Annotated in this window: 14 protein-coding genes and 2 tRNA genes; 4 read left to right on the top strand and 12 right to left on the bottom strand. The window is 72.4% G+C overall.

What is annotated here, in order from left to right:
* Positions 1–42 precede the first annotated feature (42 nt).
* Positions 43–2,130 (top strand): Stk1 family PASTA domain-containing Ser/Thr kinase, encoded by a 2,088-nt coding sequence (gene pknB / locus ACFTZA_RS09540; RefSeq protein ID WP_378193335.1) that lies wholly within the window; start codon positions 43–45, stop codon positions 2,128–2,130.
* A 134-nt stretch (positions 2,131–2,264) separates the two neighbouring features.
* Here pknB and ACFTZA_RS09535 read toward each other — a convergent pair whose 3' ends face one another.
* Genes ACFTZA_RS09535 through ACFTZA_RS09520 form a run of 4 tightly spaced genes read right to left on the bottom strand, consistent with a single transcriptional unit; the run spans position 2,265 to position 4,655 of the window.
* Positions 2,265–2,915 (bottom strand): aminodeoxychorismate/anthranilate synthase component II, encoded by a 651-nt coding sequence (locus ACFTZA_RS09535; RefSeq protein WP_378193332.1) that lies wholly within the window; start codon positions 2,913–2,915, stop codon positions 2,265–2,267.
* Complete coding sequence (locus ACFTZA_RS09530) at positions 2,912–3,142, bottom strand: hypothetical protein (protein WP_378193329.1); 231 nt, start codon at positions 3,140–3,142, stop codon at positions 2,912–2,914. The genes ACFTZA_RS09535 and ACFTZA_RS09530 overlap by 4 nt, the downstream gene beginning before the upstream one ends.
* On the bottom strand, positions 3,139–3,918 hold the full coding sequence (locus ACFTZA_RS09525) for a class E sortase (protein ID WP_378193326.1): 780 nt from the start codon (positions 3,916–3,918) through the stop codon (positions 3,139–3,141). Before ACFTZA_RS09525 ends, ACFTZA_RS09530 begins: the two co-directional genes overlap by 4 nt.
* A complete protein-coding gene (locus tag ACFTZA_RS09520; RefSeq protein WP_378193323.1) occupies positions 3,915–4,655 on the bottom strand; it encodes a DUF881 domain-containing protein in 741 nt (246 codons plus the stop codon). Before ACFTZA_RS09520 ends, ACFTZA_RS09525 begins: the two co-directional genes overlap by 4 nt.
* Positions 4,656–4,918: 263 nt before the next feature.
* On the opposite strand from ACFTZA_RS09520, the gene ACFTZA_RS09515 reads away from it, so the two are divergent.
* Positions 4,919–5,173 carry a cell division protein CrgA gene (locus ACFTZA_RS09515; RefSeq protein ID WP_378193320.1) on the top strand — a complete coding sequence of 85 codons (255 nt, stop codon included), beginning with the start codon at positions 4,919–4,921 and terminating at the stop codon, positions 5,171–5,173.
* A 159-nt stretch (positions 5,174–5,332) separates the two neighbouring features.
* Here ACFTZA_RS09515 and ACFTZA_RS09510 read toward each other — a convergent pair whose 3' ends face one another.
* Positions 5,333–6,157, bottom strand: coding sequence for a rhomboid family intramembrane serine protease (locus tag ACFTZA_RS09510; protein ID WP_378193317.1), 825 nt, complete (start codon positions 6,155–6,157; stop codon positions 5,333–5,335).
* A 114-nt stretch (positions 6,158–6,271) separates the two neighbouring features.
* Positions 6,272–6,811, bottom strand: a complete 540-nt coding sequence (locus tag ACFTZA_RS09505; RefSeq protein ID WP_378193314.1) for a peptidylprolyl isomerase — start codon at positions 6,809–6,811, stop codon at positions 6,272–6,274.
* A gap of 146 nt (positions 6,812–6,957) precedes the next feature.
* On the opposite strand from ACFTZA_RS09505, the gene ACFTZA_RS09500 reads away from it, so the two are divergent.
* Positions 6,958–8,085, top strand: coding sequence for a hypothetical protein (locus ACFTZA_RS09500; protein ID WP_378193311.1), 1,128 nt, complete (start codon positions 6,958–6,960; stop codon positions 8,083–8,085).
* Positions 8,086–8,152: 67 nt separating this feature from the next.
* On the opposite strand, the gene ACFTZA_RS09495 is transcribed toward ACFTZA_RS09500, so the two are convergent.
* The 6 genes from ACFTZA_RS09495 to gyrB form a co-directional block, all read right to left on the bottom strand.
* Positions 8,153–8,228 (bottom strand) — tRNA-Ala (locus tag ACFTZA_RS09495).
* Positions 8,229–8,268: 40 nt separating this feature from the next.
* Positions 8,269–8,388 carry a DLW-39 family protein gene (locus ACFTZA_RS09490; protein WP_378193308.1) on the bottom strand — a complete coding sequence of 40 codons (120 nt, stop codon included), beginning with the start codon at positions 8,386–8,388 and terminating at the stop codon, positions 8,269–8,271.
* Positions 8,389–8,416: 28 nt separating this feature from the next.
* Positions 8,417–8,490 (bottom strand) — tRNA-Ile (locus ACFTZA_RS09485).
* A 152-nt stretch (positions 8,491–8,642) separates the two neighbouring features.
* On the bottom strand, positions 8,643–9,557 hold the full coding sequence (locus tag ACFTZA_RS09480; protein WP_378193305.1) for a DUF3566 domain-containing protein: 915 nt from the start codon (positions 9,555–9,557) through the stop codon (positions 8,643–8,645).
* Positions 9,554–12,196: a DNA gyrase subunit A gene (gene gyrA / locus ACFTZA_RS09475; protein ID WP_378193780.1), complete on the bottom strand. Its 2,643-nt coding sequence runs from the start codon at positions 12,194–12,196 to the stop codon at positions 9,554–9,556. Before gyrA ends, ACFTZA_RS09480 begins: the two co-directional genes overlap by 4 nt.
* Before the next feature lie 141 nt (positions 12,197–12,337).
* Positions 12,338–14,578 (bottom strand): DNA topoisomerase (ATP-hydrolyzing) subunit B, encoded by a 2,241-nt coding sequence (gene gyrB / locus ACFTZA_RS09470; protein ID WP_378193302.1) that lies wholly within the window; start codon positions 14,576–14,578, stop codon positions 12,338–12,340.
* 408 nt (positions 14,579–14,986) lie between these two features.
* Here gyrB and ACFTZA_RS09465 point away from each other — a divergent pair, with 408 nt between their 5' ends.
* On the top strand, positions 14,987–16,534 hold the full coding sequence (locus tag ACFTZA_RS09465; RefSeq protein WP_378193299.1) for a hypothetical protein: 1,548 nt from the start codon (positions 14,987–14,989) through the stop codon (positions 16,532–16,534).
* The last annotated feature ends 67 nt before the right edge of the window (positions 16,535–16,601 follow it).

Here is a 16,601-nt window from a genome sequence, read left to right as displayed (position 1 = left end):
GCGGACGCGCCCGCGGCTCCGACGACTCCGAAGGACGAATGAGTGGTGGACAACGCTCCCCGAGTGCTTGCCGGACGCTACGAGGTCGGTGAGCTCATCGGCCGCGGCGGCATGGCCGAGGTGCACATCGGGCACGACACCCGGCTCGGCCGGACCGTCGCCGTGAAGATCCTGCGCTCGGACCTCGCCCGCGACCCGTCGTTCCTCGCCCGCTTCCGCCGCGAGGCGCAGGCCGCCGCCTCGCTCAACCACCCCGCGATCGTCGCCGTGTACGACACGGGCGAGGACGTGCACACCGACACGCAGGGCGCGTCGGTGCACGTGCCGTTCATCGTCATGGAGTACGTCGAGGGCCACACCGTCCGCGACATCCTCCGCGACGGCCAGGCCGTGCCCATCGACGAGGCGGTCGAGATCACCGCGGGCGTGCTCGCGGCGCTCGAGTACTCCCACCACGCGGGCATCGTGCACCGCGACATCAAGCCGGCGAACGTGATGATCACGCCCACGGGCGCGGTCAAGGTCATGGACTTCGGCATCGCGCGCGCCGTCGCGGACTCCGCGGCCACCATGACGCAGACGCAGGCCGTGATCGGCACCGCGCAGTACCTGTCGCCCGAGCAGGCGCGCGGCGAGACCGTCGACGCCCGCAGCGACCTCTACTCGACCGGCTGCCTGCTGTACGAGCTCCTCACGGGGCGTCCGCCCTTCATCGGCGACTCGCCCGTCGCCGTCGCGTACCAGCACGTGCGCGAGGCCCCCGCGACGCCGAGCGCCGTCGCGCCGGACGTCCCCGACGTGCTGGACCGCATCACGCTCAACGCGCTCGCCAAGGACCGCACCGACCGCTACTCGAGCGCGGCCGAGTTCCGCGCCGACCTGGAGAACGCGGTGCGCGGCGGGTCCGTCACCGCGCCGGCGCTGGGCGTCGCGGCCGCTGCTGCCGGTCTCGGCGCCGGTGTCGCGGCCGCCGACATGCGGCCGACCATGGTCGAGTCCGCCACCCAGGTCATGAGCCCGACCGGTGCGCCCCCGTCGCCCTGGGCGACCGCGGCGGCACCCGCCGTCCCGTCCGACGGCGGCGCCCCCGGCGAGCCGGAGGAGGAGAAGAAGAGCCGCAAGGGACTCATGTGGACCCTCATCGCGGTGGGCGTGCTCGCCGTCGCGGCCATCGTCACGCTCTTCCTGCTCAACCGTCCGCCGGCGGAACCGGACACCGTCACGGTGCCCACCGTGCAGCAGGGGATGACCGAGGAGGAGGCGCAAGCGCTCTTCGAGGGCGTCGACCTCGAGTTCAACCCGCTGCTCGAGCAGAGCGACTCGATCCCCGAGGGTCAGTTCATCCGCCAGAGCCCCGCGGGCGGTGACGAGGTCGAGCCCGGCGAGACGGTCGACGTGTTCTTCTCGACCGGCCCGGACAGCGTCGAGGTCCCGGACGTCACGGGCAGCACGCAGGACGAGGCGCGCCAGGCGCTCGAGGCCGCCGGTCTCCAGGTCGGCACCGTCACGCCCGAGGAGTCCGCCACCGTGCCCGAGGGCGACGTGACGAAGACCGAGCCCGCTGCGGGGCAGGCGGTGGCGTCCGGCTCGGCGGTCACGCTGTTCATCTCCAACGGGCTCGTGCCGCTCCCCGACCTCACGTCCATGAACCGCCAGGAGGCCGAGCAGACCGTCCGCGACCTCGGGCTCAACCCGGTGATCGAGGAGACCGAGTCGGACGAGGCCGAGGGGTCCGTGCTGTCGCAGCGCCCCAACGCGGGCAGCGTGCCGCAGGGCTCCGACGTGACGATCGAGGTCGCGATCCCGCGCGAGGCGGAGACCACCCGGGTCCCGAACAACCTGGCGGGCATGACGGAGGACCAGGCTCGCGAGGCTCTCGGTGGCGCCGGGTTGAACCCGGGCCAGCGGCAGACGCAGGCGTCCGACCAGTGGCCGGCCGGCACCGTCATCGGCTCCGACCCGGGCGGTGGCACCGAGGTCGAGGTCGGCACCGACGTGTCGCTCATCGTCTCGACGGGTCCCGGGCCGGGCAACGGCAACGGCAACGGCAGCGGTGAGGGCGACGAGGGCGCTCCGGGCAACGAGAACAACAACGGCGGTGGCAACGGCAACGGCAACGGCAGCCCCTGACGTCGCCTCGCCGGTCACGCACGACGGCCCCGCACCTCTCGTGAGGTGCGGGGCCGTCGTCGTCCACCGCGACCCTGTCAGCGCCGTAGCGCACCAGGGGCGCTTCCCGTGCTGACAGGCCGCGACAGGGCCGGCTACCGCCTCACGAGCGGTGCCATGCCGGCCGAACGCTCGACGGCGCCCTCGAGCCCGCACGCCTCGAGCCAGTTGGCGAGGAGCCGGTGGCCGCCCTCGGTGAGAACCGACTCGGGGTGGAACTGGACGCCGTGCAGCGGCAGCTCCCGGTGCTGCAGCCCCATGACGACGCCGCCGGCGGTCTGCGCGGTCACCACGAGCTCGGCGGGCACGGTGTCGCGCACGACGGCGAGCGAGTGGTACCGGGTCGCCGTGAACGGTGCGCCGAGACCGGCCATGACACCGGCGCCGTCGTGCTCCACGAGGCTGGTCTTGCCGTGCATGAGCTCCGGGGCGTGCGTGACGGTCGCGCCGAACACCTCGGCGAGCGCCTGGTGACCGAGGCACACGCCCAGCAACGGGGTGCGGGCCTCCGCGCACGTCCGGATGACCTGCTCGCTCTCGCCGGCCTCCTGCGGCGTGCCGGGCCCGGGGGAGACGAGCACGCCGTCGAACGGCACGCCGTCGGCGTCGCGGTAGACGCCGTCCGCCCCGGGCGCGGGCACGGCGTCGTTGCGCACGACGACCGTCTCGGCCCCGAGCTGGTCGAGGTACCCGACGATCGTGTAGACGAACGAGTCGTAGTTGTCGACGACGAGGATGCGCGTCATGCCAGCACCTCCGAGGGCTCTGCCGCGTCGCGGGCGACGGGGCCGGCGGGGAGGGCACCGTCGGTGCCCGTCTGGACGTTGGGGTCGTTGAACGGCATGTGCTCTGCGACGACCGGGAACAGCCACTCGAAGCACGCGAGGACGACGGCCGCCGCGAGCACGAGCAGCGTCAGCGCCCGCACCCACGCGGGACCGGGCAGCGCCCGCCACAGCGCTCCGTACATCATGCGCCTCCCTGGTCCGGTGCGGCCTGGCCCACGAGGTCGGGCGGCGTGCCCTCCTCCACCGGGAGCCAGTAGTCGAGCGTCGCGTTGACGATGAACCGCTCCTGCAACGAGTTGAGGCCGATCGGGTGGCACGTCGTGAGCGTGAGGTAGCGCTCCGTCGGCTCCACGCCCGGCTGCCAGGGCACCGGGGCGACGGCCTCGACCTGGTTCGGCTCGACGACGCGCGTCTCCGTGACGCGGTAGACGTACCACGTACCGTCCGCCTCGACGACGAGCGGGTCACCAGCCTGGAGCTCCTCGGCCCGGTGGAAGACCGCTCCGTAGGTCATGCGGTGGCCGGCGACGGAGAAGTTGCCGACGTCGCCCGGCATGACCGTCTCCGGGTAGTGGCCGGCCATCGCGCGGTCGAGGACGGCGCGCTTGTCCGTCCCCTCGGCGAGCGGGATCACGGCGTCGTCCCAGCGGGGGACGTGGAGCGTGCCGAAGACCGACTCCGGCGCGGGGGCCGCCATCACGGGCGGCGCGTCCCGGCGCAGCTCGACCGCGACGTCGGCGGGGTCGGGCTCCGGGGCGTCGAGCTGCTCGAGGACCTGCGCCTGGTCACGCTCCGCGATGACGTCGGTCCACCACAGCTGCCAGACGACGTAGAGGCCGAGCAGCACACCCAGCGTGATGAGGATCTCGCCGAGCACCCCGACGGCGGCCGCGACGGGGCCGCCGCGCCCACCGGCGCGTGCGGACCGGTGCCGCACCGTCCTCGGCGGCGCTGCGGTCACGACGCCACCTGGGCGGGCCGCGCGTAGTCGAGCTCGAGAGAGCCCTCGTAGCGGGGCATCTCGATCTGGTCGTGCTCCTCGACGCCCCAGCCGAGGTTCACCGCGTCGACGTACTGCTGGTAGATGTCGATCCGCTCGGAGCGGTCGAGCGCGGCCTGGAGGCGGTCCGGGTCGCCGACGGCCTCGACGACGTACGGCGGGGAGTACACGCGGCCGTGGAGCAGGAGGATGTTGCCGGCGCAGCGGAACGCGGACGTCGCGGTGACGCGCTGGCCCTGGAGCGTCATCGCCTCCGCGCCGCCGGCCCACAGCGCGTTGACGACGGCCTGGATGTCCTGCTGGTGCACGACGAGGTCGTCGGGACGGATCGACGCCGGGTAGGTGGCGTCCTGCGGCGCGTCGTCCAGCATCACGGAGACCCCCGGACCGCTCACGGCCACGGTCCCCGCGGCGACCGCCGCGCGCCGCTCGAGGTCCTCGTCGACGCCGGGTGCGGCCGGGTCGGGGGCCGACAGGCGCGCGATCTCGTCGTCGAGGGCGTCCACCTGGCTCGCCAGCTCGGCGTTGCGCTCCGACTCCCGGTCCACGAGCTGGGCGAGGTCCTGAGGGTGGCGGCTCTCCTCGCCCTGCGCGAGCCGGGCGTTCGCGGTGAAGAGCAGCCCCGCGAGCACCAGGACGAACGCGACCGAGAGGGACGCGCGGACGCGTCGCGCGCGCGAGGTCGCCTCGGGGCTCACGCGCCCTCCCTTCCTGCGCCCGGACGGCCGGGCCGTCGTGACCGGGTGACACCGCCTATTGTGCGCGACGACTACGCTAGACGACGAACGCCGTCCACGGACGGGGCGAGCGCCGTGACGGGGGAACCTCCCACGGCTCCCGTCCTGGTCGTCGACGACGCCCACCCGAGCCACGCACGGTTCCTGCACGACGACGGCAGCCACCCGCACCCGCGGACGACGCGTCGTCGGGCGGAGGACCCCACAGGACAGGAGCCACCCTCGTGCCCGAGTCGAAGTCCCGCAAGAAGCCGGCCAAGCCGGTCCGCGAGCCGCGCCAGCCGAAGGCCGAGGCCGGCAACCCGCGCTGGCTCGTCCCCGTGATGCTGGGACTCATGCTCGTCGGCCTCGCCTGGATCGTGCTCTTCTACCTCAGCGGGTCCGCCCAGCTCCCGATCCCGCCGCTCGGGGCCTGGAACCTCGCCGTCGGCTTCGCGTTCGTCATCGCGGGTTTCGCGCTCACGACGCGCTGGCGCTGAGCAGCTGGCCCGGGTGCCCGCACTCCGGGCTCCGGGCGCGCCGGTCCCCGTGGCACGACGTCGTCCACAGGCTGACCGGGTGAAGGCCGCATAGAGGGGAATGGCACCGGTGTAAGTCGTTCCACACCTGTGGACAACCCTGGGGACGACGGGCTCCGGTCAGCCGCCGGGACCCACGAGCGGTGCGACCCCCTGGTACGCGACCTGGTACGTGAGCCACGCCGCGACGACCAGCGCGAGCGCGACGGCCACCGTCGCGGCCACCGAGACGAGGGTCCGGCTGCTGCGGGGCGCGTACGCGTACGCGAGCCCGAGAAGCGCGCCGACGACGAGGCCGCCGAGGTGCGCCTGCCACGCGATCCCGGGGAAGAAGAAGCCCAGCGCGAAGTTGATGCCGAGGAGCACGACGATCTGCATCGCGTTCCGGCCGGTGCGTCGCAGCACGAGCAGGATGGCGCCGAACAGCCCGAACACGGCGCCGGAGGCCCCGACGACGGGGGTGTACCAGGCGTCGGCGAGCGGGCCCCCCGCGAGCACGAGGTACCCGACGGACCCACCGAGCGCCGACAGCAGGTACAGCGCGGCGAAGCGCCACCGGCCGAGCATCTGCTCGAGGAACGGTCCCGTGATCCACAGCGCGTACATGTTGAACAGGATGTGGACGGGGCTCGTGGCGTGCAGGAACGCCGCCGTGAGGAAGCGGTACGGGTCCTGCTCGCCGACGAACGGGGCGAACGCGAAGAGCCGGGTCCAGTCACCGGCCGTCACGAGCTGCAGCACCCAGCTCACGACGCACAGCCCGATGATCGTGAGCGTGACGACCGGCGGGCCGCCCCGGACCCGGGCGCCGAGCTCGGTGCGCGCCGTCGGCGCCTGCCGCGACGCCTGCCGCACGCAGTCGACGCACTGCACGCCGACGGCCGCCGGCCGCTGGCACTCCGGGCAGGTCGGCCGGCCGCACCGCTGGCACCGCACGTACGACACGCGGTCGGGGTGTCGCGGGCACACCGGCGGGGCGGCGGGACCGTCGTGCGGTCCCGCCGTCCCGTACGGCGGCTGCCCGGGGGTCCCGGGCGGCACCGGAGGCTGCGAGATGGGTCAGTCCTCGATCGTCACGGAGGTGATGACCACGTCCTCCTGCGGGCGGTCGCCCGGACGCGTGGGGGTCGCCTCGACGGCGTCGACGATCTTCTTCGACGCGTCGTCCGCCACCCGGCCGAAGATCGTGTGCTTGCCGGTGAGCCACGGCGTGGCGACGGTCGACACGAAGAACTGCGACCCGTTCGTGCCCTCGGTCGCGCCCGTCACCGGGTTGCGCCGCACGCCCGCGTTCGCCATCGCGAGCAGGTAGGGCTGGTCGAACGAGAGCTCGGGGTGGATCTCGTCGTCGAACGTGTAGCCGGGGCCGCCCGTGCCGGTGCCGAGGGGGCAGCCGCCCTGGATCATGAAGTCCTTGATGACACGGTGGAAGATCAGGCCGTCGTAGAACGGGTCGGTGCGCTCCTCGCCCGTGCGGGGGTCGGACCACGCCTTGGTGCCCTGTGCGAGGCCGACGAAGTTCGCCACCGTCTTCGGGGCGTGGTTCGGCAGGAGCTCGATTCGGATGTCACCAGCGGTCGTGTGGAGGGTTGCGAACATGCGCCCATCCTCCCACGATCACCGCGCGCGGCCCGTCCGACGACGAGCGCCCGGACGCCTCGCGGCGTGCGCGCGGTGGTGGCAGAGTGGGCGGAACGTCACCTTCCACCACCGTCCGCGTCGGACGACGAACCCGAGGAGCGCGCATGACTCGTTCTCGCTCAGGGACCAGCACGGTCAAGGGCACTATCGGATCGCTGGACACCGAGAAGATGAAGGACCAGGCGGCGGACGCCGTCGCGACGGCGCAGGGCGCGGCGATCCACCTCGCCGGCCAGGCCAAGGACGCGGCCGCCCACGCCAAGGAGTGGGGCACGCCCAAGGCCGAGGCCTTCCGCGAGTGGCTCCAGCCCCGCGTCGAGAAGGCGTGGCAGGACGGCATCCAGGCGGCCGCGCCACGCGTCGAGCAGGCCGCGGACAAGGCCGCCCCCGCGATCGACACCGCGCACGACAAGCTCGTCGACGAGGTGCTGCCGAAGATCGTCGCGAGCTTCAACGAGGCCGCGCAGCGCGCGGCCGAGCACGCCGCCGGCGCCACGGGTGCCACGGCGGCCGTCACGGCGGGGACCGTGGCCGCGGGGAGCAAGAAGGCGCACAAGCTGTCGAAGAAGGCCTCCAAGGCCGCCGCCGAGCGGGCGAAGAAGGGCTCGGGGCGCGCCGGCAAGAAGGCGGGCAAGGCCGCCGACAAGGCCGCCCGGAAGCTCGCCGAGGCCGCCGACAAGGCCGCGAAGAAGGCTGCCAAGAAGGAGTCGTCGGGCGGCGGCAAGGCGGTCTGGTGGGTCGTCGGCGGCGTGACCGCCGCAGGCGTCGGGTACGTCCTGTACCGGCGCGCGCAGCCTCAGACGGACCCGTGGGCCGAGCCGTGGGAGCAGGAGCAGCAGCAGGTCCGCTTCGACGACGTCGTGGGCGACGCGCGCCACGCCGTCGGCGACGCGGCCGAGCAGCTCGGCGAGGCGGCGGGTTCGGCCGTCGCGCGCGGACGCGAGGCGACGGACAAGCTCGCCGAGCGCGCCGCCGGCGTCCGCGAGGACGTCTCCGACCGCGTGAACGAGGCCGTGTCCGACGCGCGGGAGACCGCGAAGAAGGCGACCAGCCGGTCCCGCAGCGGTGGCACCGCGAAGAACGCGACCGGTCAGCAGTCGGCCGTACCGGCCGACGAGACGGAGAGCTCTGCCGGCACGGACGCCGACGCGGCGGCCGCGCACGTCGAGCACGCCGCGCGCAAGGCGGAGGAGAAGAAGGCCGACGGCGGCGACACGCCGGCCGGCGCCTGACCGGACCTGGCGACGCGACGACGAAGGCCCCGCACCGGACGGTGCGGGGCCTTCGTGCTGCTGACGATGGTGGAGCCAGGGGGACTCGAACCCCCAACCCCCTGCTTGCAAAGCAGGTGCGCTACCAATTGCGCCATGGCCCCTGGAGATCCGGCGGGAAGCCGGAGGTGCGAGGGGTGCGAGTCACTCGAACGTGTCGGTGACCTCTGCCCACAGGTCGCGCTCGGCCGCGTCCTCGGAGTACTTGCGCCACACGAGGTAGCCGGCGCCGGCGGCGAGAAGCAGGACCACGAGCTTCTTCATCACGTTCCCCCTCGGTGGGTGTCGACAGTGGGCCTAAGAGGACTTGAACCTCTGACCTCTTCCTTATCAGGGAAGCGCTCTAACCGTCTGAGCTATAGGCCCGTGCACGCTTCTGCGCGGCTGTTCCGACCCACTCGCCAGAGGAAGGCCGTACCGCACGCAGGCAGCGCTTGAGGTTACCCCACGCGGGCCCGCTCACCCAAACCGGAGCGGGCCCTCCCGACCGGCCGGGGCCGCGGGGGACGGTCCGCGCGTCAGTCGTCGGTGAGCGTCAGGTGCACCCCGCCCACCAGCGCGGCGACGATGTTGTAGAGGAACGCCATGATCGTCGACAACGCGGTGATGATCACCACGTTGACCACGCCCAGCAGCGTTGCGAGCGAGATCACGCGACCGAACTCGACGAACTGCATGATGTCGACGTCGCTCTCCTCGCCGGCGATCTGCGTGACGAAGTCCTGGATCTTCTGGAACACCATCATGCCGTCGAGCACGTACCAGACCACGGCCGTCGCGACGACCGTCATGATGCCGATCGCCACGGCGAGCAGGAAGCCCAGCTTCATCGCCGACCACGGGTCGACGCGCGACACCGACAGGCGCACGCGCCGCGGGCCGTCACCGCGGACGGCGGGCGTGGAGCCCGTCGCCGTCGAGGCCACCGGCACCGAGCCGGTCAGCGCGCTGGCCGTGCCCGTCACGCCGGCGGCGGAGTAGTGCATCGTGGACGCGTCGGGAACCGTGCCCGCCTCCGTGCCCGCTGCTGTGGCCATGCGCCTCTCCGTCCAGTGGTCGGTGTCCTGCTCCGCGCCCTCCGGAGGCGCTGCCGGCGCGGAGGCCGAGACCTTCTTGGCCGCCGACCGGGCGGCCGCGAGAGCTGCGGCGGCGGCCTTGACGGCACCCGCACGAGCGACGGAGACGCGGCTCTCGCCGGACGCGGTCTCCATGCCGTCGTCCGGTCCGCCGGGCGGGGGAGGCGGAGGAGGCGGCGGGGTACCCGTGCTCGTCCCGCTCGGGTCGTGCCCGTTGCGCGACGCGTCCGCGCGGCCGTCCGGGGCCTCGTCCTCGTCGCGGTTCTTCGGCCTGGCCGCGGTGCGGGTGCTCGTGTCCGGGCGCGGCACGGCCGACTCCGGCGTCACGCTCGGGGGTGCGTTCTTCTCGCTGCTCATCTGGTTTCCTCGGTGGTTCCGGGGGCCGGCTCGGTCCCACCGGCCTCCTCGGCCGTGGCGCTCTGGTCGGAGTCCGGGGCAGTGCTGGACGGCGTGTCCTCGTCGCCCACGGTATCCCGATCGGCACCGAGACGACGTTCGACGTTCCGGGCGACCGCGATGATGCGGTCCCCCTTGTCGGGCTTCGCGAACGTCACGCCCTGGGTGTTGCGACCCGTGACGTTGACCTCACCGACGGCCGACCGGACGATCTTGCCGCGTTCCATGATGACGAGGACCTCGTCATCGGCCTCCGTGACCAGAGCCCCCACGAGATCTCCACGCGCCTCCACCAGGTTGGCGACCTTGATCCCCAGACCGCCACGCCCCTGGACGCGGTACTCGTCGATGCGCGTGCGCTTCGCGAACCCACCCTCCGTGACGACGAACAGGTCGGCACCCGGCGCCACGACGTCGGCCGCGAGCAGCTCGTCGTCCTCGCGGAACTTCATGCCGGTCACGCCCGACGTCGCACGGCCCAGCGGGCGGATCGACTCGTCGTTCGCCTGGAACCGGATCGACTGCCCCTTGCGCGAGACGAGGATGAGGTCGTCGTCCGCGTCGACGAGGCGCGCCGACACGAGCTCGTCGGGGATGCCGTGCTCGTCCTCGCGCAGGTTGATCGCGATGAGCCCGCCCGAGCGCGGGGAGTCGTACTCCGTGAGGCGCGTCTTCTTCACCAGGCCCCGTCGCGTCGCCAGCACCAGGTAGTCCGCGGCGTCGTAGTCGCGCAGGTCGAGCACCTGCGCGATCTGCTCGCCCGGCTGGAACGCCATGAGGTTCGCAACGTGCTGGCCCTTCGCGTCGCGCCCGCCCTCGGGGAGCTCGTACGCCTTGGCGCGGTACACCCGGCCGAGGTTGGTGAAGAACAGCAGCCAGTGGTGCGTCGTCGTGACGAAGAAGTGGTCGACGATGTCGTCCTCGCGCAGCTGTGCACCGCGCACGCCCTTGCCGCCGCGCTTCTGGGCGCGGTAGCTGTCGCTGCGGGTGCGCTTGGCATACCCGCCGCGCGTGATGGTGACGACCATCTCCTCCTCGGCGATGAGGTCCTCGACGGACACCTCGCCGTCGAAGGGCAGGATCGTCGTCCGGCGCTCGTCGCCGTACCGGTCCACGATCTCCCGCAGCTCGTCGCCGACGATCTGACGCTGACGCTCCGGCTTGGCAAGGATGTCGCGGTAGTCCACGATGCGCCGCTCGAGCTCGTCGTGCTCGTCGGTGATGCGCTGCCGCTCGAGGGCGGCCAGACGGCGCAGCTGGAGGTTGAGGATCGCGGTCGCCTGCACCTCGTCGACGCCCAGGAGCTCCATGAGCCCCGAGCGCGCGCCCTCCACGTCGGGGGATCGGCGGATCAGCGCGATGACCTCGTCCAGCGCGTCCAGCGCCTTGAGGTAGCCGCGCAGGATGTGGATGCTGCGCTCGGCCTCGTTCAGCAGGTAGCGCGTGCGGCGCTGGATCACGTCGAGCTGGTGCGTCGTCCAGTGCCGGACGAACGCGTCGAGGCTCAGCGTGCGGGGCACCCCGTCCACGAGCGCGAGCATGTTCGCGCCGAAGGAGTCCTGCAGCTGCGTGTGCTTGTACAGGTTGTTCAGCACGACCTTCGCGACCGCGTCGCGCTTGAGCACGACGACGAGGCGCTGACCGGTACGCCCGGACGTCTCGTCGCGGATGTCCGCGATCCCCTGGACGCGGCCCTCCTTGACGAGGTCCGCGATCTTCGCGGCGAGGTTGTCCGGGTTCACCTGGTACGGCAGCTCCGTGACCACCAGGCAGATGCGGCCCTGGATCTCCTCGACGTTGACGACGGCGCGCATCGTGATCGACCCGCGGCCCGTGCGGTACGCCTCCTCGATGCCCTTGTGGCCGAGGATCGTCGCGCCCGTGGGGAAGTCCGGTCCCTTGATGCGCTGCAGGAGCGCCGCGAGCAGCTCCTCACGGCTGGCCTCGGGGTGCTCCAGGTGCCAGTGCACGCCCGCGGCGACCTCGCGCAGGTTGTGCGGCGGGATGTTCGTCGCCATGCCGACGGCGATGCCCGCCGAGCCGTTGACCAGGAGGTTCGGGAACCGCGCCGGCAGCACGGCCGGCTCCTGGGTGCGACCGTCGTAGTTGTCCTGGAAGTCGACCGTGTCCTTGTCGATGTCCCGGACCATCTCCATGGCCAGCGGGGCCATGCGGCACTCGGTGTACCGGGGCGCCGCCGCCGGGTCGTTGCCCGGCGAGCCGAAGTTCCCCTGGCCCGCGACGAGCGGGTACCGCATCGACCAGTCCTGCACGAGACGCACGAGCGCGTCGTAGATCGCGCTGTCGCCGTGGGGGTGGAACTTCCCCATGACGTCGCCCACGACGCGCGAGCACTTCGAGAACGAGCGGTCCGGGCGGTAGCCGCCGTCGTACATCGCGTACAGCACACGGCGGTGCACCGGCTTGAGGCCGTCGCGCACGTCGGGCAGCGCGCGCCCGACGATGACGCTCATCGCGTAGTCGAGGTACGACCGCTGCATCTCGAGCTGCAGGTCTACCTGCTCGATGCGCCCGTGGTGCACCGCGACCGCCGTCCCGTCGGCGTGCACGACCTCCTCGGTCGGGCCGTCACCGGGCACGGCGGGCTCGGTCTCGGGGTTCTGCTCGTCGGTCACGGTCTACCTCGTTCGTTCGTCTCTTCGTGCTCGCTGCTCGTGCTGGCCACCGCACGCGGCGTGGTCGTCCCGCGGGCCGTCGCCGCCCCGGCGGGGGCGTGCGGCTCAGATGTCAAGGAACCGCACGTCCTTGGCGTTGCGCTGGATGAAGCTGCGGCGCTGCTCGACGTCCTCGCCCATGAGGACGGAGAAGATCTCGTCCGCGGCGGCGGCGTCGTCGAGCGTGACCTGGTTGAGCGTGCGGTGCTCCGGGTCCATGGTCGTGTCCCACAGCTCGGAGTAGTCCATCTCGCCCAGACCCTTGTAGCGCTGGATCCCGTTGTCCTTGGGGATCCGCTTCCCGGCCGCCTGGCCCGCCGCGAGGAACGCGTCGCGCTCCCGGTCCGAGTACACGTAGTCGTGCGGTGCGTTCGTCCACTTGAGCCGGTACAGCGGCGGCTGCGCGAGGTACACGTGCCCGTTCTCGATGAGCGGCCGCATGTAGCGGAACAGCAGCGTGAGCAGGAGCGTCGCGATGTGCTGGCCGTCGACGTCGGCGTCGGCCATGAGGACGATCTTGTGGTACCGCAGCTTCGGGAGGTCGAAGTCCTCGCCGATGCCCGTGCCGAACGCGGTGATGATCGACTGGACCTCCTGGTTGGACAGGGCCCGGTCGAGGCGCGCGCGCTCGACGTTGAGGATCTTGCCGCGGATCGGCAGGATCGCCTGGGTGTTCGGGTTGCGGCCGCGGACCGCGGAGCCGCCCGCCGAGTCGCCCTCGACGATGAAGATCTCGCACTCGTCGGGGCGGTTCGACTGGCAGTCGCGGAGCTTGCCGGGCATGCCGCCCGACTCGAGGAGCCCCTTGCGGCGCGTGGCCTCGCGCGCCTTGCGCGCGGCGATCCGGGCCTGCGACGCCTGGATCGCCTTGCGGATGACGTCGCGGCCCTCGTTCGGGTGGGAGTCGAACCAGTCGACCAGGCGCTCGTTGACGACGCGCTGGACGAACGTCTTCGCCTCGGTGTTGCCGAGCTTCGTCTTCGTCTGGCCCTCGAACTGCGGCTCGCCGAGCTTCACGGAGACGACGGCGGTCAGGCCCTCGCGGATGTCGTCGCCCGTGAGGTTGTCGTCCTTGTCCTTGAGGATGCCCTTGTCGCGCGCGTAGCGGTTCACGAGCGACGTCATGGCCGCACGGAAGCCCTCCTCGTGCGTGCCGCCCTCGGTCGTCGAGATCGTGTTCGCGTACGTGTGCACGGACTCGGAGTACGCGCTGGTCCACTGCATCGCGATCTCGACCGAGATCTTGCGCTCGGTGTCCTCCGACTCGAAGTCGATGACGTCCGGGTGGACGAGCTCGACCTTCTTCGCGGAGTTGAGGTGCTTGACGTAGTCGACGAGCCCGCCGTCGTACTTGTACGTCACGGTGCGCGCCGTCGGGGCGTCCGGCGAGGCCCCGGCCGTCGTGCCGTCGGAGACCTCGGCGACGGCGTCGTCCGCCGTGGCCGAGGTGCCGTCCCCGCCCGTCACCTCGTCGCCCGTGTCGAGGTGCGCGGGGCGCTCGTCCGTCAGCGTGATGCGCAGGCCCTTGTTGAGGAACGCCATCTGCTGGAAGCGCGCGCGCAGCGTCTCGAAGTCGAAGTCGGTGGTCTCGAAGATGTCCGGGTCGGCCCAGAACGTCTGGGACGTGCCGGTCTCGGTCGTCGGCTCCCCGCGCTCGAGGCCGCCGACCGGCTTGCCGCCGTCGGCGAACTCCTGCCGCCACGCGTAGCCGTCGCGGCGCACCTCGGTGACCACGCGCGTCGACAGCGCGTTGACGACGGAGATGCCCACGCCGTGCAGGCCCCCGGAGACGGCGTAGCCGCCGCCCCCGAACTTGCCGCCCGCGTGGAGGATCGTCATGACGACCTCGACGGTCGGCTTGCCCTCGGTCGGGTGGATCGCCACGGGGATGCCGCGGCCGTTGTCGACGACGCGCACGCCCCCGTCGGCGAGGAGCGTCACGTCGATGGTGTCGGCGTGGCCGGCGAGCGCCTCGTCCACCGAGTTGTCCACAACCTCGTACACAAGGTGGTGAAGTCCCCGCTCGCCGGTGGACCCGATGTACATGCCCGGACGCTTGCGGACGGCCTCGAGCCCTTCGAGGACGGTGATGTTGCTGGCGTCGTAGCCACCGCCCGCAGGGGGTGTGCCGTCGGCTGCTGCCGCGCTCAGGGGCTGGGCGGTGTCGGTGTGGTCTGCCACGGGCAGGACTGCTCCTCGTCGTCGTGCACACGACGGCTGCCGCTGCAGGCACGGGTCCGGATCCGGCCCGGTATCTGGCCCGGATCCGGCCGTTCCTCCCACGCTGGACGGTCGTCGACGGCTCATAGGTTCCGGGCCCGCACCGTCAGGTCCGCGCGTCCCTCGACGCCCACCCGGGCGCGGTCGGCAGGAGGCCGGACGCGCCGGGCGCGAGAGCTGCGGGAAGGGCGGTGGCACGACCCGGAATGACCGTCCCAGTCTACCCGGAACGAGCCGGAATCCGCGGATCTGCGCGTGCCCGGTGAGGTCCGGTCGTGTGCCTCGCGGCGCTCCTCCCCTCGTTCTCCACACCGTTGTCCACAGGCCTGTCCACGAGCGCTCCCGATGTGTTACGTCCCTATTGGTGCGCACTGTGGGCTTCTCGGGGGGTATCGGCTTTTCGTGCCGATGATGGTTGGATGGCCCGGTCAATCCACATTCGTGCCGGCCGTCAGGGGGCGGCGGTCGGCCCTGCCTCGAAGGGACCCCTCCCCCGTGAAGAGACTTCTCGCGAGCACCGCCACCGCGGTGCTCGCCCTCGGCGCCGCACTCGTCGCGACCGCCGCACCGGCCTCGGCCCACACCCCGGTCGTCGAGGCCGACTGCTCGTCGGTCGACGTGCGCCTGTGGGCGTACGCGGACCGGGAGCCCAACCGGATCACCGTCACCGTCGACGGGGAGGTGGTGGAGGAGCAGCGGTTCGGGAGGGCCGCGGAGGTCTCCGTCGCCCTGGACGCGTCGAGCGACCACACCTGGGAGGTCGAGGTCGACGCGGCCGACGACGACCGGTACGACTGGAGCGACGAGGGCACGACGACGGCGTGCCCCGGCGACGGCGACCTCGGTCAGGTGGGCGTGTACGTGTACCCCAAGCTCGACGCGGCGCAGCCCGCCGCCTGGGAGAACTCGGGGCCGCAGCAGATCGTGACGGGCACCGAGACGGAGCTGCCGGACGACCCGTGGGCGATGACGTGGACCGTCACGCCGCTCGACCTCGACGCGGTGCGCGACGTCGTGGGCGAGGACGTCACGGACGAGGCCCTCTGCACCGCGTGGGGCGTGCAGCAGGACCTCGTCGACCTGTCGGCAGGGGAGTACGAGCTGCCCGCCGAGATCGAGTACTCGGCCGACGGCCACCACAAGGGCGACTTCCCCGCCGGGAGCCTCGTCGCGTGGGACCACCAGGACCTGCGCGACCTGCTCCCCGACGGCGCGTGCGCACCCGGCCGCCCGCAGGCCGCGCCGCCCGCACCCCCCGCGCAGCTCCTCGAGGCGACGCCGGTCGCGCCCGCCGCGGCCGCGGTCTGCGGTGCGACGATCGAGGACGTCGTGCTGCCCGAGGACGGTGGGCGCGTGCGCTACACCGCGACGGCCGAGGGCGTCGTCGCGGAGGCCGCCGCCGGCGTGACGTTCACCGACGTGCCCGCGGGCTACGTCGTCTCGGAGGACGGCAGCCGCGCCGTGCTCCCCGCCGAGATCGTCCTGCCCGCCGCCGAGGACTGCGCGCTCGTCCCGGGCGCGATCCAGGCCGTGTGCGAGGCCGACGTCCCGTACCTGGGCTACGAGGTCGCCCTGCCCGAGGGCGTCGAGGCCGACGGGGACACGCCCCTGACCATCACGTTCCTGCACCCGCGCGGCGGCGAGGACTACGTCGTCGGCGACCAGCCGCTGGACGGCCGCGTCCTGTGGCCCGGCGCCTCGGCGTCCGAGCCGAAGCAGTGGCCCGGGTTCGTGCGCAACGAGGACGGCTCGTACACGCAGACCGAGGGCAACTACGCGTGGACCCGAGAGGGCGTGCAGGTGCTGTTCGAGGTCAACCCGTCGTACTCGACGGTCGTCGACTACCCGCCGGCGTCGAGCGAGTGCGCCAACCCGCCCGTCGCCCCGATCGCCGCGGAGGACGTGACGCTCGTCAGCGACCAGGCCGAGGGCTCGCAGCTCGCCTCGACCGGAGCGACCGTGGCCGGCGCCGCGGCGTTCGCCGTGCTGCTCGTCGGCGGCGGTGCACTCGTCGTCTGGCTGCGTCGCCGCGTCCAGGCGTGACGACGGCGGGCCGTCACCTCTGACGTGCCGGCACCGAGGGGCCGGTCGCGCGATCGCGCGACGGGCC

The sequence above is a fragment of the Cellulosimicrobium sp. NPDC057127 genome (genome assembly GCF_042670945.1).
Taxonomy (GTDB): Bacteria; Actinomycetota; Actinomycetes; order Actinomycetales; family Cellulomonadaceae; genus Cellulosimicrobium.
The sequence above is the reverse complement of the archived record's forward strand: the minus strand, read 5'-3'. Positions and strand labels throughout refer to the sequence as shown.